Genomic DNA, 22778 nt, shown 5'->3' on the forward strand with positions numbered 1-22778 from the left:
CGCGAAGAGCCAGATTACCAACAAGCGACCCCCACCTCCAAACTCACCCGGAGAACTCACCTGGAGAACTCACCCGACCTCGGCCGCGGACTTCAGTCGGCGCAGCGTGGTGTGGATACCTTCGGCGTTGCGCGGAGTCCGGTCGCCGAAGACGGGCCGGAACAGCGTCTTCAGGACCGCCGGGCGCTGGTCGGTCCAGGACTCGGTCACCGTGCAGCCGTCGGCGGTGCCGGAGAACACGTAGTCCCAGCGCGAGATCGGGATCGGCCCGAAGCTGATGTCGAAGGTGAACCGCCGGGCCGAATCCGCGGTCACCACCTTCCCGAAGGTGAACCACCGGACGAACCCGGCCCGGTTGTACCCGACGAACCGCGCGCCCACCGACGGCCCGGCACCCCGCCAGACCACCCGCGTGCATTCGGGGCTCCATTCACCCATCCGCGGTAGATCGGTGACCAATCGATACAGTGTGTCAGCGGACGACTGCACTGCGATGGATTCGGTCAGATCAGGCATCGGGTTTTCCCTTGCTCTGGGCAGTCTCGTGCTCTGCTGAGCGTGACACTGTCGGCGCCCACCGGCATACTCAGGGCCCCGCGAGCCCCAAAGCTCCACCATCGCTCCGCCAAGCCCTGGAGGAACTCCGTGACCCGCAAGCGACCGGCGATGATCGCCGCGACCGCACTGATCGCCGCCGCGGCCGGCGTACCGGTGGTGGTGAACGCCGCGAACGCCAGCCAGCCGACCCCGACCTCGACCGCGTCCGATCCGGACGTGAAGCGTTCCGAGACCGGCTCCTACATCGTCCAGCTCGACGACGCACCCGTCGCGGAGTACGACGGCGACATCGCCGGCCTCGCTGCCACCAAGGTGCTGCCCGGCGCGAAGCTGCTGAAGACCGCGGCGCCCGTCCTCGACTACGTCAAGCACCTCGCCAACGAGCGCACCGCGGTGCTCGCCGACGTCCCCAGCGTCAAGAAGCTCTACGACTACAACTACACGTACGCCGGATTCTCCGCGGAGATGTCGTACGACGACGCCGTGAAGCTGGCGAAGTCGTCGGGTGTGAAGAGCGTCGAGCCGAGCGAGATCGAGCACGCCGACACCGTCGACACGCCGCGGTTCCTCGGCCTGTCCGGGAAGGGCGGCGCCTGGCAGCAGGCCGGCGGGATCGACAAGGCCGGCGACGGCGTGATCATCGGCATGATCGACTCCGGGTACGTCCCGGAGCGCCCGAGCTTCGCGCCGATGAAGACCACCGCGCAGTCCGACGCGATCGTCGCGAAGAAGTGGAAGGGCACCTGCCAGGCCGGCGAGGAAGCGCCCGTCACCTGCAACAACAAGGTGATCGGCGCGCGGTACTTCGACAAGGGCATCGGCAACCGCCCGATTCCGGCGGAGTTCAAGTCGCCGCGCGACTACGGCGGCCACGGGACCCACACCGCGAGTACGGCGGCCGGCGACTACGGCGTCGACATGACGGTCATGGGTCGCGACTACGGCAAGGGTTCCGGTATGGCGCCGCACGCCCGGCTGGCGATCTACAAGGCGCTCTGGGCGGTCGACGCGTCCGGCGGCGGCAGCGGTACGGACGCCGACATCGTGGCCGCGATCGACGCTGCGGTCTCCGACGGCGTGGACGTCATCAACTACTCGATCTCGGGCAGCGGGTCGACGTACGTGAACGCCACCGGGCTCGCGTTCCTGCGGGCCGCCAGGGCGGGCGTGTTCGTCGCGAGCAGCGCCGGCAACACCGGTCCGGGCGACGCGACCGTCGGCAAGACGTACCCCTGGGTCACGTCCGTTGCCAACGGCACCCATGACCGCGACATCCAGACCACGGTGACGCTCGGGAACGGCAAGTCCTACACCGGCGCGGGTATCGGTTCCGGTACGCCGGAGGCTCCGGTGGTGCTGGCCAAGGACGCCGGCCTGGCCGGTGCCGACCCGGCGAACCTCACGCTCTGCCAGGCTGGCACGCTCGACCCGGCCAAGGTGAAGGGCAAGATCGTCGTCTGTGACCGCGGCGTGAACGCCCGGACGGACAAGAGCCTGCAGGTGAAGAACGCCGGCGGGATCGGCATGATCCTGCTGAACATCACCCCGGGCACGCTGGACGCGGACCTGCACTCGGTCCCGACCGTGCACCTGGACGACACCAAGACGGCCGAGGTCAAGGCGTACGTCGGCGGCACGGCGAACCCGACCGCGAAGATCGGCGCCGGTACGCCGGTCCGCGTGAACGCCCCGCTGGTCGCTAGCTCCTCGAGCCGCGGCCCGTCCCCGGCCGGCAACGGCGACCTGCTGAAGCCGGACATCATGGCGCCGGGCACGAATGTGCTGGCCGCGACGACCGCGTTCAGCGCCGCCGGCGGCGAGTACGCGTTCATGAGCGGTACGTCGATGGCCACGCCGCACATCGCCGGGATCGCCGCGGTCATCAAGAGCGCGCACCCGACCTGGTCCCCGATGGCGATCAAGTCCGCGATGATGACGACCGCGACCGACAAGGACGCGAGCGGCAAGCCGATCAAGAACGACTCCGGGTCGGTGGCCAACCCGTTCGGGTACGGCGCCGGCGAGGTGCGGCCGAAGTACGGCATGGACCCGGGCCTGGTCTACGACTCGACGTACACGGACTGGACGAAGTTCGTCTGCGGGTCCGGTCAGGTGCCGAGCACACACGAGCTGTGCGCGAACGGCAAGATCGACCTGAGCGACCTCAACTACCCGACGATCGCGATCGGTGACCTGGCCGGCAAGCAGACCGTGACCCGGACGGTCACGAACGTCGGCAGGCTCCCCGAGGTGTACTTCCCGCAGGTCGAGGGCGCGAAGGGCCTGAAGGTGACGGTGTCGCCGAAGCTGCTCGTCACGCTCCCGGGCCGCAGCACGACGTACAAGGTCACGATCGAGAACAACGGCGCCCCGCTCGAGCAGTACTCGTTCGGCAAGCTGGTCTGGAAGTCGGCGAAGCACTCCGTCGCCAGCACGCTCGCGATCAAGCCGCTCACGGTGAAGGCGCCCGTCCAGGTCAAGGGCACCGGTACGGCGGGCTCCGTCGGCGTCCCGGTCACCGCTGGGTACACCGGCACGCTCAACACGACGGCCCTGGGGCTGAACCCGGCCACGGTCGCCGAGGCAACGCTGAAGAACCCGGGCGGTGTGTCGTTCCCGACCACCGCCCCCAAGGTGAACGACCACGTCGCGAAGTTCACCGCGGACGTCCCGGTGGGTACGACGTACGCCAGGTTCTCCACGTTCGACGCGGACTACCCGGCCGGCACCGACCTGGACGTGTTCGTCTACAAGGCGGGTACGACGACCCTGCTCGGCAGCAGCACCGGTGGCTCCGCAGAGGAAGAGGTGAACCTGGCGCAGCCCGCCGGCGGTCCGGTGGACGTGTACGTCGACCTGTACGCCGGGGCGAGCGAGCAGCAGGTCAAGCTCAACCACTGGGAGCTGCAGAAGGGCGCAGGCAATCTGACTGTCACACCTGCCACCCAGCAGGTGCAGGTAGCGGCCGAGGCGAGTGTCACGGCCAACTGGACCGGCCTGACCGCAGGCACCCGTTACCTGGGGCAGCTGCACTTCTCCGACGGCGCAGACGGCTCCGGCAACACCGTGGTCCGCGTAGACAGCTGAAGAACCACAAGGGCGGCCCAGCGCACAGCCGGGCCGCCCTTTTTCACGGCATCTGGATCGTCACGTCGCTGGCGTCCTTCATCAGGAGCTTGCACTCCCCAGAAGTGACGTCGCAGCGGAACAGCTGCTGCTTGACCACGCCGCCGGCTCCGGCGCCGCCGTCGGTGAGCGTGATGAGGTCCTGGCCGTTCTCGAAGACCGGCAGTGGCAACACGTCCCACATCCTGCTCGGCAGCTTCAGCTTGGTGACCCGCCCGGTGCCGATGTCGATGGCCTCCGACACCGCGCTGTTGACCATGGTCCGGCCGTCCGGCGACAGCAGCGGGTAGAGCAGCTCCGGGCCGTTGTCGCAGTACTCACGCAGGACCTTGAACCCGTCGTCGCGCAGCACACCTGCCCGCAGGCACCGCTTCCCGTCGACCTTGGCGGACAGGACGACGGTGCCGGTCGCCGGCGGGATGGCCGCGGTGCCGCTGAAGCCGGGGACGGACACCGTGCGCTGCTTGCCGGTCGCAGGCTGCCAGACGACCAGCCCTGCCTTGCCCTTGTTCATCCACAGCCCGTTCTGGTTCCAGCCCAGCATGTCCGGCTGGCCAGGCGCTGCCGGCAACTGCGCGACCTGCTTGCCGGACGCGAGGTCGAAGACGAGTACCTGACCTCGCGTGTTGGACAGGTAGTGGTAGAGCGCGACCTGCTTGCGATCCGGGGACAGCACCTGACTGCCCGACCTGGTCGGGCCGATCGGCCGGAGGGCTCCGTTCGGCGACAGGACGCCGACCTGGAACTTGCCCACGCCCGGCGTCAGGCTGCCGAGCCAGCCGCCGCCGGCGACCCGGCCGAAGAAGTACTGGCCGAGCCCTGCCGGGATCCGTACCGCCTGCTTGCCATCGTGCAGAGTCTTGCCGGCCGTGTACGGCACCTGCGGGGCCGCTCCCGAGACCGGCGGCCCCGGTGGCCGGGCCGGTTCGACGGTGCTGCCGGAGCGGGTCAGCAACGAGGCGGCGAGTACGGCGATCACGGCGATCGCCGCGGCGGCTGCCAGTACGGGCCAGTGCCGGCGGTGCGCCGGTGGCTCGAAACCCGGGCCCTGGGCGGTCTCGGGAACGGCGGCGGCCTGGCTGTGGAGGTAGTCGCGGAGGCGCGTCTCGGTGTCGGTCATCGCAGTTCCTTCAGGCGTTCGGTCAGGACGGCGATGCCGCGCGACGAGGTGGCACGGGCAGAGGATTCGCTGATCCCGAGAGTCTGGCCGATCTCCGCGAACGGCAGATCGAGGTAGTACCGGAGCACGAGCACCTCGCGGGTACGTCGTGGCAGCGCCTGGAGCGCCTGCTGTACCTGTGAGCGTTCCTCGCCCAGCACTGCGTGGCTCTCGGCGGAGGCGTTCGGTGCTTGATGCGGCGGGATGTACAGCCGCGCCACCTTGCGTCGTCGCAGGACGGACCGGCTGCGGTTGACCACCGCCGTACGGAGGTAGGCCAGGGCTGCATCGGACCCCCTCAGCGGCCAGTGCCGGTACAGCTCGGCAAAAGCCTCCTGTACGACGTCCTCTGCCGCCTGCCGGTCGTCCACCATCAGCACCGCAAGCCGGAGCAGCCCGACCCAGTGCTGCTGGTAGAGCGCCGAAACGGCTCCCTGTGCGTCCACAGGTGCCGGGCGGCTGATGCTCACCATTGGATTCGTCACACCGCTACAGACGCGCGTGGGTCAGAAACGCTGCATCCGCTCGCGTACCCAGTCCAGATGCACCAGAGCGTGCTCCCGCTGCCATGTCCGCATCGTAGGGATCCCCTGCGGCGCAGGCTGCGCAGAACCCCACCACAGGCCGCCCGCGATGGCTGCGATGAACCCCGTGATCGCCTCGTCGTCCGGGAGCTCCGGGAGACTCACCGAGCCGCGCATCTCTGCCTGCAGGATCACCGTGTCCGTCCAGCGCGGCGCCAGCCCCGGGTGTGCCCAGTCGATGAACACCACCCGGTCCTCGGTCAGGATGATGTTGTCGGCCCGTAGGTCGTAATGCGCCAGCGCCTGGCCCTCGGCCAGCGCCTGAACCCCGGTGCGGGCCAGTTCCGCCAACGCCTCAGGCTGAACCCAGGACGGTACGGCGAGGTTGTCGGCCAGGACGTTCTCCCAGCGGCTCAGGAAGTCATGGCTGCGTACGGCGATCACGGGAGCGCCCGGCCACGGCGACGGGTCCAGTACGTCGGTCAGCTCCGCCAGCGCGTCCAGTGCCCGGTCCGCGTCGTACTGCTCCCACGGATGCGCCGGGAGCCGCCCCTCGATGTCCTCGAAGAGCATGCCGACCCAGTCGCCGTCGTCGTACACCTCGTACAGCTCCGGAACCATCGGGAGCCGGCCGATGGCCTGCATCGCGGTGATCTCCTGTCGGAAGAGCGACGGCGTCTTCGGGTTCAGCGACGTACCGACGGCTTTCAGGAAGGCCCGCCGGCCGGAGGCGGTCACCAGGCGCGCGGCGGTGCCGGGGGAGAAGCCGCCCTGCTGGGTCGTGGCCGACACCACGACCGACCCGAGTTCTCGCTCCACCCACGCCCGCACGGCGGACGGAAGGTCGAAATAGGGCAACCGGACCCCAGCAGCGTGCGCCATACCAGAGCACGCTATCGGCCGCCGCCAGCGATTTTCGAATCTGCTGGACCCGCATGGGATGATTGACCGGATATACCACCCGAGACCAGAACTGGACCCCCTCCGTGCCCGTTGGCCCCACGAAAGTGCCGCAGCCGGGTCGTACCGACCCGTCGCTGATCCGGAACTTCTGCATCATCGCCCACATCGACCACGGCAAGTCGACGCTGGCCGACCGGATGCTGCAGATCACCGGCGTGGTCGACGACCGCTCGATGCGGGCGCAGTACCTCGACCGGATGGACATCGAGCGCGAGCGCGGCATCACGATCAAGTCGCAGGCGGTCCGGCTGCCGTTCACGCCCGGCCCGGACACCCCGGGCGGCCTGCTGGCCCCGGACGGTACGACGTACATCCTGAACATGATCGACACGCCCGGCCACGTCGACTTCACCTACGAGGTGTCCCGGTCGCTCGAGGCGTGCGAAGGCGCCGTGCTGCTGGTCGACGCGGCGCAGGGGATCGAGGCGCAGACGCTCGCGAACCTGTACCTCGCGCTGAACGCGGACCTGCACATCATCCCGGTGCTGAACAAGATCGACCTGCCGAGTGCGCAGCCGGAGAAGTACTCCGAGGAGCTCGCCAACATCATCGGCTGCAGCCCGTCCGACGTGCTCAGGGTGTCGGCGAAGACCGGTGAGGGCGTCGAGGACCTGCTCAGCGAGATCGTCGCGCAGATCGACCCGCCGAAGGGCGTCAAGGACGCGCCGCCGCGGGCGCTGATCTTCGACTCGGTGTACGACACGTACCGCGGCGTGGTCACCTACGTCCGGGTCGTCGACGGCGAGCTGACGCACCGGGACCGGATCAAGATGATGTCCACCGGCGCGGTGCACGAGATGCTCGAGGTCGGGGTGATCTCCCCGGAGCCGATCAAGACGCAGAGTATCGGCGTGGGTGAGGTCGGTTACCTGATCACCGGTGTGAAGGACGTCCGGCAGTCCCGCGTCGGTGACACCGTCACGTCGAACGTCAACGGCGCCACCGAGGCGCTCGGCGGTTACAAGCACCCGCAGCCGATGGTGTACGCCGGTCTCTATCCGATCGACGGCGACGACTACCCGACGCTCCGCGACGCGCTCGACAAGCTCCAGCTGAACGACGCCGCCCTGCAGTACGAGCCTGAGACCTCCGGTGCGCTCGGGTTCGGTTTCCGCTGCGGGTTCCTCGGGTTGCTGCACATGGAGATCGTCCGCGAGAGGCTCGAGCGTGAGTTCAACCTGGACTTGATCTCGACCGCGCCGAACGTGGTCTACCGGGTGCTGATGGAGGACGGGACCGAGCACGTCGTCACGAACCCGAGCGAGTTCCCCGAGGGCAAGGTCGACGAGGTGTACGAGCCGGTCGTGAAGGCGACCATCCTGAGCCCGAGCGACTACATCGGCGCGATCATGGAGCTCTGCCAGCAGAAGCGCGGCGCGCTGAACGGGATGGACTACTTGTCCGAGGACCGGGTCGAGCTGCGCTACACGCTGCCGCTGGCCGAGATCGTGTTCGACTTCTTCGACCAGCTGAAGTCGAAGACCAAGGGCTACGCGTCGCTCGACTACGAGCCGACCGGCGAGCAGGCAGCGCAGTTGGTGAAGGTCGACATCCTGCTGCACGGCGAGACGGTGGACGCGTTCTCCGCGATCGTGCACCGCGACAGTGCCTACGGGTACGGCGTGGCGCTGGCCGGCAAGCTCAAGGAGCTGATCCCGCGGCAGCAGTTCGAGGTGCCGATCCAGGCCGCGATCGGGTCCCGGGTGATCGCCCGCGAGACGATCCGCGCGATCCGCAAGGACGTCCTCGCCAAGTGCTACGGCGGTGACATCACCCGGAAGCGCAAGCTGCTCGAGAAGCAGAAGGAGGGCAAGAAGCGGATGAAGATGGTCGGCCGGGTCGAGGTCCCGCAAGAGGCCTTCATCGCCGCCCTCCGCACCTCCGACTCCCCCGAGAAGGCGGGCAAGAAGTAGGTGCAGATCCCGGATGGCCTGCTCGTTGTCGCTTCCCGAGGGCAGGACTGGGTGGACTGGCTCGATCGGCTCCCACGGCTGACCAGGGAGCTGCTCGACGAGTGGGATCTGCAGGTCGACGGTACGGCGGCGTACGGCAACTGTGCGCTCGTCGTACCGGTGCTTGCCGAGGGCAAGAGCGCCGTACTGAAGGTCCAGTTCCCGCACTGGGAGGCGGAGACCGAGCATCTCGCGTTGCGGGACTGGGCCGGCAACGGCGCCGTGCGGCTGCTGCGCGCGGACCCGCGCCGGTTCGCGCTGCTGCTGGAACGGCTGCACCCGCGCGACCTGACCGCGATCGACGCGCTGGACGCCTGCGAGATCGTTGGGCAGACCTACAAGCGGCTGCACGTCCCGGCCGGCCCGCAGTACCGGACGCTGTCGGGGGAGCTGACCCGCTGGGTCGAAGGGTTCCGGAGGCTGCCGGCCTCCGCCCCGGTGCCGCACCGCTACGTCGAGCAGGCGATCTCGCTGGCATCCGACTTCGTCGCGGACCCGGCCACCGACGGACGGCTGATCCACACGGACCTGCACTACGAGAACATGCTCGCCGCCGACCGTGAGCCGTGGCTGGTGATCGACCCGAAGCCGCTGTCCGGCGACCCGCACTTCGAGGTCGCGCCGCTGATCTGGAACCGCTGGGACGAGGTCGCGACCGCCCACGACCTGCGGTTCGCCGTACGCCAGCGGTTCTGGACCGCGGTCGACGCGGCCGGTTTCGACGAGGATCGCGCCCGCGACTGGGTCATCGTCCGGCAGATGCTGAACGTCCTGTGGACACTGGAGTCCACCGGCACGGACGAGTCGCTGCCGCAGGACTGGCTGACCCGCAACATCGCGATCGTCAAGGCGATTCAGTCTTAGGGCATGTCTCCTGATCCCACGCCTACTGCGGGGCACTCGGCGCGCCGAGCTACCGCACCGAGCACCTCCTCGCTACGACGTGGGATCAGGAGTCATGCCCTAGGACGCCGCCGCAGTAGTAGCAGCAGACCGGCCACCGCCAGTAACCCCAGCAATGCGAGCGCCCCGACGGCCAGGCCCATCCGGGCACCGACGGGCCGGTACGCGCACGACACCTCGGACGCACCGGCCGGCGCCGCGACCGCGAGCAGACCGCCGCGGGTGCCCGGGGTCCGGCCCGCCTTGCCGTCGACCGAGCAGCTCCAGCCGTCGATCCGCACCACTCCGATCACCACCGCCGCGGCCTCGCCGGGCTGCAGCCGTACGCGGATGCTGTGGCCGCCGACGCTCACAGCGGCCGCCTTGCTGGCGTTGAGGTTCGCCACGGCCGCGGTGAGCCGGTCCGGGTGCAGGCAGCCGATCGGCGACGACGGGAGCTTGGTCCGCGCCGCCAGCCGGAGCGTCACCTCGACCTTGCCGTCGGCGCCGGCCGTCCCGACCCGGAGCATCGGCGCACCGGAGTAGATGCCCGGGCTCTTCGCGGTCGGCGCCAGGTTCGTCACCCAGTCGCGCCCGTCGACGAGTACCTCGCCCACGTACGTCGGCGCCGCGAACCAGATCTCCGACCCCGGCGTACAGGTCGCATGCAACGTCGTCTCGACCGGCAGCGTGGCACCGCGCGCCGGCGTGATCGTCAGCCCGCCCCTCCGGTCCGAGACCGTCGCATCCGGGTCCTTCTCGCCCAGCACCTTCGGGATCGTGTAGACGTCCGCGCCCAGGGCGGTCTCCTGGGCCCCGAACGGCCCGGGATCGCCGGACGTGAACGGCTTCGCACGTCGTACGGTGACCAGCGGCGCGGCGTCGTACGTCTCCAGCTTCGGGACGTCGTCGTCGCCGACGACCACCCGGTTGCGGATCGCGAACGCCGCGTCGACCACCGGGTTCTGCGGGTCGATCGTGGCCCGCCCGTACGAGCTGTACCCGAACCCCAGGTCCAGCAGTTGCTGCGAGACCCGGTCCGGGATCGTGCTCGAGTAGTACTGCGGTCCCTGGCCGCCGATCAGCATCGGGTCGTTGACCGTCTGGTCCGCGCCCGGCGCCGCGCGATGCGTCGGCCAGTCGTCCGAGGACTCCACCAGGCCACGGATCGCCGTGTGCAGGTCGCCCCACGGCGGCTTCGCGCTGAGGATCTTGCTCCGCTGCGCGTCGATCGCCGCCGACGAGACCGACACCTCGGCGACCACCGCACCGACCAGGAGCGCCACCGCGACCCGTCCCAGCCGGTCCGGCCGGCGGCCGGCCAGCCAGGCGCCGACGGCGATCACGATCAGCAGCGGCACGACGATCCGCGTGGTCGTCGTGGTGGTCCGGACGTTCCACATCACCAGATACAGCACGAGTACGACGCCGACCGGCGCCGCCACGGCCAGCACCGTACGGAGGCCGGAGGCCGCGGACAGCCAGCCGACGATCACCAGCAGGCCGGCGACGATGAAGGCCTGCCGGTAGTTGCTGCCGTTCGGGGTGTCGAACCCGTGCCACACGTCGTGGGTGAAATCAACCTGCATGCTGAGCACGGTCAGCGCGACCGCCGCCGTCCACACGATCCGCTCCCGGCCGGGAACCGCCCGGTTGAACGGGAAGCTGACCGCGAGCAGCAACAGCACCGTGCCGACCGCCAGCCCGGGCGTCGCCCCGACACCCTCGCTGCCCGGAAGCAGCCGGGCGAGGAAATCCATCGCGCTGATCGGCCTGAACGCGGCGTCCGGACTCGGCCGCGCGGCCTGCACGATCCGGTACGTCGGCAGCAGCAGCGGCGCGGCCAGTCCGATACCGAGGCCGACAGCCACGATGCAGCGCAGCGCACCGGTCAATCGGGTGCGCCAGGACACGCTCGCGTCGTACGCCAGGATCCGTGCTACCACGACGATCGCGGCACCGAGCGTTGCCATGTAGACCGTGTAGAAGTGCGACGTCCAGAGCAACGCGATCACGAACGGGGAGACCAGTAGCGAGAGCGTCGAGCGCCGGCTGAGGATCCACTCGCAGAGCAGGCAGATGACCGGGAACGCGACCAGCCCGTTCAGCCAGACGCTCATGTACGCCGCGTCGTCGATCGCCCAGCCGCACGCGCCGTACGAGATCCCCGCGACGACCGCGATCCACGCGGGGCCGGGGCGCAGCCGGCGCAGGTACGCCGTCATCGCGCCGGCCGCGAGCCCGATCGCGAACACGTCGACCAGGAACAGCGCGAGGTCGATGTGGTCGCGCGGGAACAGCAGCACGATCCACGACAGCGTCGAGCCGACGTACGCCATGAAGTCGCCGAGGAACGGCACGCCGAAGCCGCTCGACCAGTTGAAGAGCAGATCCCCGACGCCCTGGCCGGTGAGCATGTCGCGGTAGTGCGCGTACATCGGGACGAACTGCTGCCCCAGGTCGTTGGTGCTCCGCGGGCCGTCACCGAACGGGTAGGTGCCGCGGATGATGCCGCTGATCACGAACGTCAGCCCGGCCCCGACGGCGGCGGCGAGCACCGGCCACTGGCGTCGGATCCGGGCGGCGAAGCCCCGGTTCATCCCACCGTCCGGAAGTCGTCGACCCCGGCCGCCACCGGTTCCACCGACTCGAGGAGCTGCGTCGGCGCCGGGTGCCTGAGGTAGCTCAGCCGCGCGGCCTCCTGCCGGCTCCGGCCGATCGCGTCGAGCAGGTAGCCGACCACGACCAGCAGGATCGCGATCAGCCCGATCGACGACGCCAGGACAGCGGTCGGCAGGCGCGGCACCAGCCCGCTGTCGAGGTACTCGAGGACCACGGGGACACCGAGCACCAGCGCGAGCAGCCCGCAGATCGCGGCGAGTACGCCGTGGAAGAGCGTCGGCCGCTCGAGCCGGGCCAGGAGCAGGATCCAGCGCAGGATCCGCAGGCCGTCGCGGTAGGTCCGGAGCTTGCTCTCGCCGCCTTCCGGCCGCTCCTTGTACCCGACCTCGACCTCGGCGACCGGCACCCGCAGGTGCAGCGAGTGGATCGTCAACTCGGTCTCGATCTCGAACTCCTGCGACAACGCCGGGAACGACTTGACGTACCGCCGGGAGAACGCGCGGTATCCACTCAGCATGTCGGTGATGTCGCGGCCGAACAGCGTGCCGACAGCCCCGGTCAGCATCCGGTTACCGAGCGTGTGCCCGGGCCGGTACGCCGCCTCGTTCGAATGCCGCCGTACGCCGACCACGTGGTCGTAAGGTCCGGTCAGCAGCACCTCGACCAGTTCGGCAGCCCGGGACGCGTCGTACGTGTCGTCGCCGTCGATCAGCAGGTACACGTCGGCCTCGACGTCCGCGAACGCGCGGCGTACCACGTTGCCCTTGCCCTTGCGGGTGACCCGCCGGACGATCGCGCCGGCTTCCGCGGCGATCGCGCCGGTGCCGTCCGTCGAGTTGTTGTCGTACACGTAGATCCGCGCCGTCGGCAACGAGTCGCGCAGCTCGGTGACGACCTTCCGCACCGCTGCTGCTTCGTTGTAGCACGGCACGATCACCGCGATCTCGAGTTCCCCCAAGGTGCGCACCTTACCCATGTCCCCTCCATCGACCTCCCCCGAAGTACACCTGACAGATGCTTCGGGGAGGCGATTTGGTTGCGCGAATTGCCTAAATTGTCATCTAGACCGGAAAGAATCTCGCTCTGCGACACGTCGATCACGAGGCGTCAGCCAAGTTGTTGTAATTAGTAGTTACTACCTACTAACTTTGGCTTCATGGCGGCAGCACGGATGAGCGGCCGGGAACGGCGCGAGCAGGTCCTGGCGATCGCGGCGGAGGAGTTCGCGGCGGCCGGGCTGTACGGCGCCTCGACCGAGACGATCGCGCGCCGGGCGGGGATCACCCAGGCGTACGTGTTCCGGATGTTCGGGACGAAGAAGCTGCTGTTCCTGGCGTGCGTGGACGCGGCGTTCGAGCGGATGCGGCTCGCGATGGTCGCGGCGGCCGGCGGGACGCACGGGATCGAGGCGCTGACGGCGATGGGACAGGAGTACAACGACATGCTCGCCGACCGTACGACGCTGCTCCTCCAGCTCCAGGGCACCGCCGCCGCGGCCGCCGGCGACGGCGAGGTCCGCGACGCGGTCCGGACGAGCTTCGCCCGCCTCTGGCAGTCCGTCGCCGAGACGGCACAACTCGACCCGGTCACAGTGAAGGCCTTCCTCGCCTTCGGCATGCTCCTCAACACCAACGCCGCCCTGGACCTCCCGCAGGTGGACGAACCCTGGTCCCATCAGGCCAGAACCCGCATCAAACCGGGCCTCTTCACCCACATCACCACCGAGACGAACCAATGACCAGACCCGGGGTGCTGGTGGGGTTCCTGGTTTCCGTGGGGTTGGTCGGTGCGGTGATCGGCAGCCTGGGAGCTCCGTTGATCACGGCGGTGGCCGAGGCCTACGGGGTTTCGCCGGCGGCTTCCCAGTGGACGCTGACGATCGCATTGCTGGCGGGGGCGGTGGCGACCCCGGTTTTCGGGCGACTGGGGGCCGGGCCCCGGCGGCGGAGCGTCGTGCTGTGGATGCTCGGGGCGGAGGTGGCCGGCAGTGTGCTGACGGTTCTGCCGCTGCCGTTCGCGTTCCTGCTGATCGGAAGGGCCCTCCAAGGCTCCGGGCTCGGCCTCGTCGTGCTGATGATGGCCGTGGCCCGCGACCACCTCGATGAGCACCGGGCCACGCGGACGATCGCGCTCCTGTCGGTCACCACGACCGCGGGCATCGGCATCGGCTACCCGTTGTGCGGTCTGCTCACCGACCTCGGCGGCGTACGGACGGCGTACGGCCTGGGTCTCCTGATCACTACGGCCGCCTTCGGCGCGGCGCTCGTCGTCCTGCCGGGAGCTCCCGACCGCCCGCCGGCCCGCCTGGACGTCCGCGGCGCCGTCCTGCTCGCGATCGCCCTCCCAGCCCTCCTCCTGGTGATCGGCGAGACCACCCTCTGGACCGGCAACCCCGCCCTCGCGATCGGCGTACTGCTGGCAGCGATCCTGCTGCTCGTCGGCTGGACCTTCCTGGAACTGCGCACCGAGCATCCGCTCGTCGACATCAAACTGCTGCGCCACCCGGCGGTCGCCGCCGCGAACGTCGTGATGCTCACCGGCGGTGTCGGCATGTACCTGCTCTTCAGCCTGATCACCCGCTACGTCCAGACCCCTGCGGCCGCCGGCTACGGCTTCGGCCTGAACACCTTCCAGGCAGGTCTCGTCCTGGTCCCGTTCTCGGTCCTCGGCTTCGTCGCCGGCCGCCTGGTTCCGCAGTGGCGCGACCGCCTCGGCGCCCGGCTGTTGCTAGCGGCAAGTACTGCGTGTGTCCTCGTCGCGTTCGCACTCTTCGCGGTCACCCGCTCACACCTTGTCCAACCGATCGTTGCCATCGGCATCCTCGGCTTCGGTGTCGGTGCGTTCTCGGCCGCCATGCCGACGGTCATCCTCGCGGTGACGCCGCCGGCCGAGACCGCCAGCGCGATGAGCGTGAACGCCGTCGTCCGGAGCGTCGGCTTCTCCACCGGCAGTGCGCTCGGCGGGCTGATCCTCGCCGCGCACACCACCCACGTCTTCCCGCACGAGTCCGGGTACGGCGCCGCCGCCTGGATCGGCGCAGCCGCCACCGCCGCCACGCTGCTGATCATCGCCGTACTGCCGCTCAAACCCCGCTAAAACGGGTGGAAACACCTGTGACCGCCGGGAGAGGATGCGGGTATGCGGGTGCTGACGGTCAACGTGGTGGAGAAGCTGATCCCAGGCCCGAAGGAGACCGGCTTCACCGCGATCGACAAACGGCCGCAGCCGGGCCGCGTCCACGTCGGCGAGCTCGGGCTGGCCGGCGACCGGGTCTGCGACACCAAGAACCACGGCGGCCCGGACCTCGCTCTCTACACGTACGCCGACGAGGACGCGAACTGGTGGGCGGACCAACTCGGCCGGGACATTCCGACCGGGCTCTTCGGCGAGAACCTCCGGACCGAGGGGCTCGACGTGAACGGCGCGCTGCTCGGCGAGGTCTGGCGGATCGGGCCCGAGGTCGAGGTGATGGTGCGCGCGCCGCGGATCCCGTGCATCACGTTCCAGCACCGGATGCAGCTCCCGCACTGGGTCAAGCGCTTCCACCAGGCAGGCCGCCCCGGTGCGTACCTGAAGGTCCTCCGGACCGGCTCGATCGGCGCCGGCGACCGGATCGAGATCCTCAGCAAGCCGGACCACGAGGTCACGGTCGCACTCATGTTCGCCCTGGAGGATCCCGTCAAGATGCAACGCATGCTCGACTCCGGTGTCGATCTGATGGAGGAGATGCGCGCGAACGCGCAGCGCGTCGTGGCGCGCGGATGAGCGCCCCGCCGGTGGCCGAGCCGCCTGTCGCCCGGGGCGTGCTGCCGGCGCCCGGACCGTTGCGCCCGCTCGCCCTCGCCACCCTGCTCAGCCGGGTCGGGAACGGCCTGCTGATGACGGTCAGCGTCCTGTACTTCAACCGGATCGTCGGGCTGAGCATCGCGCAGGTCGGCCTCGGGCTGACGATCGCGGGCCTGTTCGGCCTGCTGTCCGCCGTACCGCTCGGGCATCTCGCCGACCGGCGCGGCCCGCGCGGGCTGTTCGTCGTGCTGAGCCTGCTGGTCTGCGCGTTCTCGCTGGTCTACCTGTTCGTGCAGAACTTCTGGCAGTTCCTGGCCGTGAGCATCGTGCTGACGATGATCGACCGCGGTGCGGGCGCGGTGCGAGCGGCCCTGATCGCCGCGGTTACCACCGGCGCCGGACGGGTCGCGGCCCGTGCGTATCTACGGGCCGTCACGAACATCGGCATCACGATCGGCGCGGGCGTCGGCGCGTTCGCGCTGCACTTCGACACGGGTACGGCGTACCGCCTGATGTTCGTGCTGGACGCCGTACTGAGCAGTGTCGCGGCGTTCGTCGTACTGGCGATTCCCCGGGTGGCGCCGCAGCCGCACGACGACGGCGGGCCGGTGTGGATCGCACTGCGGGACCGGGCGTACCTCGCGGTGGCCGCGCTGAACGCGGGGATGAGCATCCACTTCGCGGTCCTCGACGTCGCGATCCCGTTGTGGGTGGTCGACCACACGGACGCGCCGCGCTGGACGGTGGCCGTGCTGCTGATCATCAACACCGTGGTGGTCTCGCTGTTCCAGGTGCGGTCGTCGCGCGGGATCGCCGACCCGGCGGCCGCGGCCCGTGCCACGCGCACCGCGGGCCTGTTGCTGCTGGCAGCGATGGTGCTGATGGCCGGCGCCACCTGGGGCAACGCCGTCATCGCGGTCGCCCTGCTCGCGGTCGGCGCCTTCGTGCAGGTGATCGCCGAACTGCTGCAGTCCTCCGGGTCGTTCCTGCTCAGCTTCGACCTCGCGCCCGGTCACGCCCAGGGGCAGTACCAAGGCGTCTGGAACACCAGCATGTCGATCAGCACGATGGTCGCGCCAACGGTGCTCGCCTTCCTCCCGCTCGGCCTCGGCGTGCCGGGCTGGATCATCCTGGGCGTCTGGTTCGCGGTTGTGGGGCTGCTCTTCGTCCCGGTGGTGCGGTGGGCGGCGGCGCGTCAGCTGGTCGGTTCGCGATAGCCGAGCGCGGCGGAGATCTTGCGGGCCGCCTCGAGTGCGGCGGGGGCCATCAGGGCGACCTGGGCGATCGACTGCTCGAGTGAGAGCGTCGAGATGCTGACCGCGGCGATCGCCGCGCCGGTGTGGTCGTGGATGACCGCGGCGACGCAGCGGATGCCGGGCTCGTTCTCCTCGTCGTCGAGCGCGTACCCGCGGGCCCGGGTCTGCGCGAGGTCGGCCTTCAGCGCGGCAGCGGTCGTGTGGGTGAGCGGCGTCCGGGCGGGCAGGCCGGTCCGGGTGATGTGGACCTCGAGCGCCTCGTCGTCCTTCTCGGCGAGCAGCGCCTTGCCGATGCCGGTGCAGTGCAGCCAGATCGCCTTGCCGACCCGGGACGGCATCCGGTACGGCTTCGGGCCGTCGAGCCGCGCGACGTAGATGGCCTCGTCGCCGTTCAGCAGTCCGACGTGCACCGTACAGCGGGTCTGCGCGACCAGGTCCGCGAGCACCGGGCGCGCCACGGTCGCCAGGTCGACGTTCGTCAGCGCGTGCCCGGCGAGCCGGAGCGCCTTCGGGCCGGGGTGGTACGACCCGTCGTCGGCCTGCGCGACGAACTCGTGCTCGACCAGGGAGGCCATGATCCGGTGCACGGTCGACTTGGCCAGACCGGTCGCGTTCACCACGTCGGTGAACCGCGAATGCTCCAGTACGGCGTCCAGCACCATCAGCGTCTTGTCGATGGCCGAGGGCGAACTCATGTCGGACATCCTGCCACCCCTATCTCGCCAGCCAGCCGCCGTCGACGGCGAGGACGTGCCCGTTGACGTAATCCGCCGCGGCGGACGCGAGGAACACCGCCGCGCCGACGACGTCCTCGGGCCGTCCCCAGCGGCCCGCCGGGATGCGCTCCCGGATCGCGGCCTCACGGTCCGGGTCCGCCCGCAGTTCGGCGGTGTTGTCGGTACTGATGTACCCGGGCGCAATCGCGTTCACCTGGACCCCGGCCGGGCCCCATTCGTTGGCCAGCGCCCGGGTCAGCCCCGCGACCGCGTGCTTGCCGGCCGTGTAGGCAGGGACCCGGATCCCGCCCTGGAAGCTGAGCAGCGACGCGATCGTGACGATCTTCCCGGACCGCCGTTCGGCCATCGCGGCCCCGATCGGCCGGGTCACCGCCCAGGTCGAGTTCAGGTTCACGTCGATCACGTGCTGCCAGTCCGCGGTCGTCGTCTCGGCCGCCGGCGCCCGCCGGATCGTGCCGGCGTTGTTGACCAGAATGTCGACCTTCCTGTTGTCGACAATCTGCAGGGCAGCCCGTTCGACCGCGGCCGGGTCGGCGAAGTCCGCGGTGACCACGGTCGCGTCGCCGCCGCCGTTCCGCTTGATCGCCTCGAGGGTGTCGTCGAGCGCCGCGTCCCGGGCCAGCAGGATCAGCTCGGCGCCGGCCGCGGCGTACCCGGCGGCGATCGCGGCCCCGATCCCGCGCCGCGCCCCGGTGACCAGCGCGGTCCGTCCTTCGAGACCGAAGGACGTCACCGCAGATCCCGTACGTCGACACCGTCCATGTCGCCGAACGCCTGGTTCTCGCCGGCCATCGCCCAGACGAAGCTGTACGACGACGTGCCGCAGCCGGAGTGGATCGACCAGCTCGGGGAGATGATCGCCTGCCGGTCCGCGACCAGCAGGTGCCGGGTCTCGTCCGGTTCGCCGAGCAGGTGGACGATCCGCTCGGTCTCGGGCAGCCCGAAGTACAGGTAGCACTCGGTCCGCCGGTCGTGGGTGTGCGCGGGCATCGTGTTCCAGGTGCTGCCCGCGTGCAGCGTGGTCACGCCGAGCACGATCTGGCAGCTCCGCACGCCGTCCGCGTGGATGAACTGGTCGATCGTCCGCCGGTTCGCGGTCTGCTGGTCGCCGGCCTCGATCCGGTTCCCCTCACCCGGGTTGATCTGCGCGACCGGGTACGTCGTGTGTGCCGGCGCCGAGAACACGTAGTACGCCGCGTCGGGTCCCTCGAACACGATCTCGCGGACGCCGCGTCCGACGTACAGGCAGGCGCCGGTGCCGAGCTCGTACTTCGTGCCGTCGGCGGTGACCGTGCCGGCGCCGCCGACGTTGACGATGCCGGCCTCGCGGCGCTCGAGGAAGTACTCGCTGCGCAGCTCGGGGTAGGTGCCGAGGGTCAGCGGGCCGTCCGTCGGCCGGGCGCCGGCGAGGACGATCCGGTCGTGGTGGGTGAGCACCGCGGTGACGGCGCCGGGGACGAAGAGATCGTCCACCAGGTAGTGGCGGCGCAGTGCGGCCGTGTCGAAGCCGGGCAGCTGCTCGGGATGGGTGGCGTGCCTGATCTGCAAAGTCACGGAACAAGGTTCTACTCAGCAGAACAGCCTGTCAACGCTGGAACAGGCTCGGGAAATGTTCCAAGTTCCGCGTCTTGACACCTGGTTCTGTTCAATGGAACCTCTCAAGGACTCGCCCAACGCCCCTGGGAGGATCCCCATGACCGCACTGGACTGGACGGTCCTGGTCGGCTACTTCGTGCTGATGGTGCTGATCGGAGTCTGGTCGCGCACCAAGATCAAGACCGTCGTCGACTACTTCACGACCGGAGGCCGGATCCCGTGGTGGCTGTCCGGCATCTCGCACCACATGTCCGGCTACAGCGCGGTGATGTTCGTCGCGTTCGCGGCCGTCGCGTACTCGTACGGCATCACCGTCTACGTCTGGTGGGCGATGTCGATCGGCGTCGGCGTCGGGATCGGCGCGTTCCTGTTCGCCGCCCGCTGGAACCGGCTGCGCGCGAAACACGGGGTCGTGTCGCCGCTGGAGTACCTCGCCCGGCGGTACAACCTGCCGACCCAGCAGGCGCTCGCGTACTCCGGTGCCGCACTCAAGGTCGTCGACATCGCGTCCAAGTGGGTCGCGATCGCCGTACTGCTGAACGGTTTCACCGGCGTGCCGATCCGGTGGGGCATCCTGCTCACCGGTGTGGTGACGATGCTGTACGCGACGCTCGGCGGGCTGTGGGCCGACGTACTCACCGACTTCGGGCAGTTCGTGATCCAGTTCGGGGCCGGTGTCGCGATGTTCATCGGGGTGCTGCACCGCCTGGACGGCGTACCGACGCTGTGGAAGATGTGGGACGAGTTGCCGGCCGGCCACGGGCACGCGCTGAACGGGCCGTACACGCCGATCTTCTTGATCGCGTTCCTGTTCATCAAGACGTTCGAGTACAACGGCGGCATGTGGAACCTGGCGCAGCGCTACATGGCCGCGCCGTCCGGCTCCGCGGCGAAGCGGTCGGCGTTGCTCTCGTCCGGGTTGTGGCTGGTCTGGCCGTTGATCCTGTTCATCCCGATGTGTGCGGCACCGCTGCTCGTGCACCCGGGCAAGCCGGAGCAGTCGTACGTCGCGCTGTCCCAACTGCTGCTGCCGAGCGGGCTGATCGGGCTGGTGCTGGCCGGGTTCTTCTCGCACACGATGGCGATGGTGGCGTCCGACGCGAACGCGATCTCGTCGGTGATCACCCGCGATCTGGCGCCGGTGCTGGTACCGCGGGTCCGGCAGTTGACCGACCGCGCGACGCTGAAGATGGCGCGGATCGTGACGTTCACGTTCGTCACCGTGAGCATGCTGATCGCGATCGCCACCAACGGCGAAGGCGTGGTGCTGAAGATCGTCGTCGACCTGGTCGCGGCCACGATGGGGCCGATCGCGATCCCGTTGATGCTCGGGCTGCTGCCGTGGTTCCGGCGGAGCGGGTCGCGAGCCGCGCTGGCGTCCTGGGCGGTCGGGCTGATCGCCTGGGCGATCGTCAAGTACGGCGTGGGGTCCACCGACCAGACGCTGGTCGTCGCGTTGCCGCTGGCAACCTCTCTGGTGGTGTACGTGGGCCTCGGCCTGCTCGCACCGGAGCAGCGGGCGGAGGTCGACGAACTCGTCGACTCGCTCGACACCGACTCCGAGGTCACCGCGCGCGCGGCGGCCCGGTCCTGAAACACTGTCCGAAAACCACCTACAGGAGATCCGCCTGATGCCGAACATCACCGTCGAACTGCTCTCCGGCCGTACCCTCGACCAGCGCCGCGAGTTCGTCGCCGCCGTCACCGACTCCGCGATCGCCATCCTCGGCGCGAAGCGCGAATCGGTCCGCATCGTCTTCCAGGAGATCGAGAAGACCGACGTCGCCAACGGCGGCACCCTCGTCGCCGACGCCTGATCACCCCCGCGACGAGCGATTGTGATGGGCCTGGCGTCCGCCCGCTGAAACATCCGGGCGGGCGCCGCGGGCACCTATTACTCTCGGCCGTATGCGAGTAGGTGTGTTCGGTGCGACAGGTCAGGTCGGCGGGGTCATGCGCGAGTTGCTGCTCGAGCGCAAGTTCCCGGTCGACGAGGTGCGGTTCTTCGCCTCGGCGCGGTCCGCCGGTACGAAGCTGCCGTTCGGTGACCGGGAGATCGTCGTCGAGGACTCCGCGACGGCGGACTTCTCCGGGCTCGAGCTGGCCCTGTTCTCGAACGGGAAGACGGCCTCCAAGGAGCTCGCCCCGCGGGTAGCCGCGGCCGGTGCGGTCGTCGTGGACAACTCCTCCGGCTGGCGGATGGACCCCGACGTACCGCTCGTGGTCTCCGAGGTGAACCCGGAGGACCTGGACACGATCCCGAAGGGGATCGTCGCGAACCCGAACTGCACGACGATGGCCGCGATGCCGGTCCTCGCCCCGCTGCACCGCGCGGCCGGCCTCACCCGCCTGGTGGTCTCGACGTACCAGGCCGTCTCCGGCTCCGGCGGGGCCGGCGTCAGCGAGCTCGAGGACCAGGCGCGGGACCTGGCCGTGGCCGGCGGCAAGCTCGCCCGCGGCGCCGACGGCGTCACGCTGCCGGAGCCCAAGGTGTACGCCGGGCCGATCGCGTTCAACGTGCTCCCGCTCGCCGGGTCGATCGTTGCCGACGGCACCGGTGAGACCGACGAGGAGCAGAAGCTCCGCAACGAGAGCCGGAAGATCCTGCACCTCCCGGATCTGCCGGTCGCGGGCACATGCGTCCGGGTGCCGGTCTTCACCGGGCACTCGCTCAGCATCCACGCCGAGTTCGCGGAGCCGATCACGCCGGAGCAGGCAACAGAGCTGCTCGGCAAGGCCCCGGGCGTCGCCGTCACCGACCTCCCGACACCGTTGCTCGCGGCTGGCCAGGACCCGTCGTACGTCGGCCGGATCCGCCAGGACCAGTCGGTCCGGGACAACCGCGGCCTGGTCCTGTTCGTCTCGAACGACAACCTCCGCAAGGGCGCCGCCCTGAACGCGGTCCAGATCGCGGAGTTGCTCGCCGCCCGCTGATCTCTCGACATCAAGAAGGTTGACATCGAGAGAAATCGCGGCGCACGATGGTCGGGTGGACACTGAGACGCTGCACGCCTACGACTCCGGTGCCGCCGGGTACGCGGACGACTGGGAGACCCAACCCGCCGGCACCGACCTGCAGGACCTGGTCCGCAGATACTTCAAGCTCGGCCGCACCGCGGACGTCGGCTGCGGCTCCGGCCGCGACACCGCCTGGCTGGCGGCGAACGGGTTCGACGCCGTCGGGCTCGAGCCGTCCGCCGGCCTGCGCGCCGAGGCGGTCCGCCGGCACCCGGGTGTCGAGTTCCACGACGCCGCGCTGCCCGAACTGAAGGGCGTCGCCGCCGACAGTTTCACGAACGTCCTGTGCGAGACCGTGATCATGCACCTCGAGCCGGCCGCGGTCGGTCCGGCCGTCCGGCGGCTCGCGGACATCGTCAAACCCGGCGGCGTGCTGTACCTGACCTGGCGCGTCTCGCCGACCGACAGCCGCGACGACGCCGGCCGGCTGTACGCCGCCGTCGACGAGCAGGTGGTGAGGGAAGCGCTCGGCGCGTGTGACCTGCTCCTCGACGAGCAGGTCACCAGCGCGAGCTCGGGCCGGACGATCCAGCGCGTGGTCGCCCGGAAACGTGAGCAGCGGTAGAAGTCCTTGGTATAAACGCCGTTCACCGCGGCGT

At 69.6% G+C, this 22778-nt stretch carries 20 protein-coding genes; 11 read left to right on the forward strand and 9 right to left on the reverse strand.

The genetic code is table 11. The annotated features are described in order from the left end of the window. Nucleotides 1-69: 69 nt before the first annotated feature. Nucleotides 70-618: an SRPBCC family protein gene (locus tag AB0M51_RS01350; RefSeq protein WP_363747628.1), complete on the reverse strand. Its 549-nt coding sequence runs from the start codon at nt 616-618 to the stop codon at nt 70-72. 27 nt (nt 619-645) lie between these two features. On the opposite strand from AB0M51_RS01350, the gene AB0M51_RS01355 reads away from it, so the two are divergent. Next, nucleotides 646-3645 (forward strand): S8 family serine peptidase, encoded by a 3000-nt coding sequence (locus AB0M51_RS01355; protein ID WP_344190123.1) that lies wholly within the window; start codon nt 646-648, stop codon nt 3643-3645. Nucleotides 3646-3688: 43 nt separating this feature from the next. Here AB0M51_RS01355 and AB0M51_RS01360 read toward each other — a convergent pair whose 3' ends face one another. From AB0M51_RS01360 to AB0M51_RS01370, 3 genes are read right to left on the reverse strand one after another with little or no spacing between them, the layout of a single operon-like run. Further along, the gene (locus AB0M51_RS01360) at nt 3689-4804 is read right to left on the reverse strand and encodes a hypothetical protein (protein ID WP_344190121.1); all 1116 of its coding nucleotides are present in this window, start codon (nt 4802-4804) and stop codon (nt 3689-3691) included. Continuing rightward, nucleotides 4801-5316: a SigE family RNA polymerase sigma factor gene (locus AB0M51_RS01365; RefSeq protein WP_344191206.1), complete on the reverse strand. Its 516-nt coding sequence runs from the start codon at nt 5314-5316 to the stop codon at nt 4801-4803. The genes AB0M51_RS01360 and AB0M51_RS01365 overlap by 4 nt, the downstream gene beginning before the upstream one ends. A 33-nt stretch (nt 5317-5349) precedes the next feature. Beyond that, complete coding sequence (locus AB0M51_RS01370) at nt 5350-6249, reverse strand: hypothetical protein (RefSeq protein WP_344190119.1); 900 nt, start codon at nt 6247-6249, stop codon at nt 5350-5352. 104 nt (nt 6250-6353) lie between these two features. Here AB0M51_RS01370 and lepA point away from each other — a divergent pair, with 104 nt between their 5' ends. After that, nucleotides 6354-8243 (forward strand): translation elongation factor 4, encoded by a 1890-nt coding sequence (lepA, locus tag AB0M51_RS01375; protein WP_344190117.1) that lies wholly within the window; start codon nt 6354-6356, stop codon nt 8241-8243. Nucleotides 8244-8294: 51 nt separating this feature from the next. Next, complete coding sequence (locus AB0M51_RS01380; protein WP_344190114.1) at nt 8295-9146, forward strand: aminoglycoside phosphotransferase family protein; 852 nt, start codon at nt 8295-8297, stop codon at nt 9144-9146. 92 nt (nt 9147-9238) lie between these two features. Here AB0M51_RS01380 and AB0M51_RS01385 read toward each other — a convergent pair whose 3' ends face one another. Then, complete coding sequence (locus tag AB0M51_RS01385; RefSeq protein ID WP_344190112.1) at nt 9239-11764, reverse strand: YfhO family protein; 2526 nt, start codon at nt 11762-11764, stop codon at nt 9239-9241. Continuing rightward, a complete protein-coding gene (locus tag AB0M51_RS01390; protein ID WP_344190110.1) occupies nt 11761-12762 on the reverse strand; it encodes a glycosyltransferase in 1002 nt (333 codons plus the stop codon). Before AB0M51_RS01390 ends, AB0M51_RS01385 begins: the two co-directional genes overlap by 4 nt. 180 nt (nt 12763-12942) lie before the next feature. Here AB0M51_RS01390 and AB0M51_RS01395 point away from each other — a divergent pair, with 180 nt between their 5' ends. The 4 genes from AB0M51_RS01395 to AB0M51_RS01410 are packed head-to-tail and all read left to right on the forward strand — an operon-like array spanning nt 12943 to nt 16789. Continuing rightward, the gene (locus tag AB0M51_RS01395) at nt 12943-13524 is read left to right on the forward strand and encodes a TetR/AcrR family transcriptional regulator (protein ID WP_344190108.1); all 582 of its coding nucleotides are present in this window, start codon (nt 12943-12945) and stop codon (nt 13522-13524) included. Beyond that, nucleotides 13521-14882: an MFS transporter gene (locus tag AB0M51_RS01400; RefSeq protein ID WP_344190106.1), complete on the forward strand. Its 1362-nt coding sequence runs from the start codon at nt 13521-13523 to the stop codon at nt 14880-14882. The genes AB0M51_RS01395 and AB0M51_RS01400 overlap by 4 nt, the downstream gene beginning before the upstream one ends. A gap of 42 nt (nt 14883-14924) precedes the next feature. Further along, a complete protein-coding gene (locus AB0M51_RS01405; protein ID WP_344190104.1) occupies nt 14925-15551 on the forward strand; it encodes an MOSC domain-containing protein in 627 nt (208 codons plus the stop codon). Continuing rightward, nucleotides 15548-16789: an MFS transporter gene (locus tag AB0M51_RS01410; RefSeq protein WP_344190102.1), complete on the forward strand. Its 1242-nt coding sequence runs from the start codon at nt 15548-15550 to the stop codon at nt 16787-16789. Before AB0M51_RS01405 ends, AB0M51_RS01410 begins: the two co-directional genes overlap by 4 nt. On the opposite strand, the gene AB0M51_RS01415 is transcribed toward AB0M51_RS01410, so the two are convergent. Genes AB0M51_RS01415 through kduI form a run of 3 tightly spaced genes read right to left on the reverse strand, consistent with a single transcriptional unit; the run spans nt 16768 to nt 19119 of the window. Next, nucleotides 16768-17523, reverse strand: a complete 756-nt coding sequence (locus AB0M51_RS01415; RefSeq protein ID WP_344190100.1) for an IclR family transcriptional regulator — start codon at nt 17521-17523, stop codon at nt 16768-16770. The two genes, AB0M51_RS01410 and AB0M51_RS01415, sit on opposite strands and share 22 nt — an antisense overlap. A 19-nt stretch (nt 17524-17542) precedes the next feature. After that, nucleotides 17543-18298 carry an SDR family oxidoreductase gene (locus AB0M51_RS01420; protein WP_344190098.1) on the reverse strand — a complete coding sequence of 252 codons (756 nt, stop codon included), beginning with the start codon at nt 18296-18298 and terminating at the stop codon, nt 17543-17545. Next, nucleotides 18295-19119: a 5-dehydro-4-deoxy-D-glucuronate isomerase gene (gene kduI, locus AB0M51_RS01425; RefSeq protein WP_344190096.1), complete on the reverse strand. Its 825-nt coding sequence runs from the start codon at nt 19117-19119 to the stop codon at nt 18295-18297. The genes AB0M51_RS01420 and kduI overlap by 4 nt, the downstream gene beginning before the upstream one ends. 139 nt (nt 19120-19258) lie before the next feature. Here kduI and AB0M51_RS01430 point away from each other — a divergent pair, with 139 nt between their 5' ends. From AB0M51_RS01430 to AB0M51_RS01445, 4 genes are all read left to right on the forward strand, one after another. Beyond that, entirely contained in the window at nt 19259-20755 is a 1497-nt protein-coding gene (locus AB0M51_RS01430) for a sodium:solute symporter family protein (protein ID WP_344190094.1), read from the forward strand. A gap of 37 nt (nt 20756-20792) precedes the next feature. Further along, a complete protein-coding gene (locus AB0M51_RS01435) occupies nt 20793-20978 on the forward strand; it encodes a tautomerase family protein (protein ID WP_344190092.1) in 186 nt (61 codons plus the stop codon). A gap of 91 nt (nt 20979-21069) precedes the next feature. Beyond that, on the forward strand, nt 21070-22095 hold the full coding sequence (locus tag AB0M51_RS01440; RefSeq protein ID WP_344190090.1) for an aspartate-semialdehyde dehydrogenase: 1026 nt from the start codon (nt 21070-21072) through the stop codon (nt 22093-22095). 55 nt (nt 22096-22150) lie between these two features. Further along, nucleotides 22151-22744, forward strand: a complete 594-nt coding sequence (locus tag AB0M51_RS01445) for a class I SAM-dependent methyltransferase (RefSeq protein ID WP_344190089.1) — start codon at nt 22151-22153, stop codon at nt 22742-22744. Nucleotides 22745-22778: the final 34 nt, after the last annotated feature.

Origin of the sequence: Kribbella sp. NPDC051137 (genome assembly GCF_040682535.1) — a bacterium.
In the GTDB taxonomy this organism is placed as follows: Bacteria; Actinomycetota; Actinomycetes; order Propionibacteriales; family Kribbellaceae; genus Kribbella; species Kribbella karoonensis.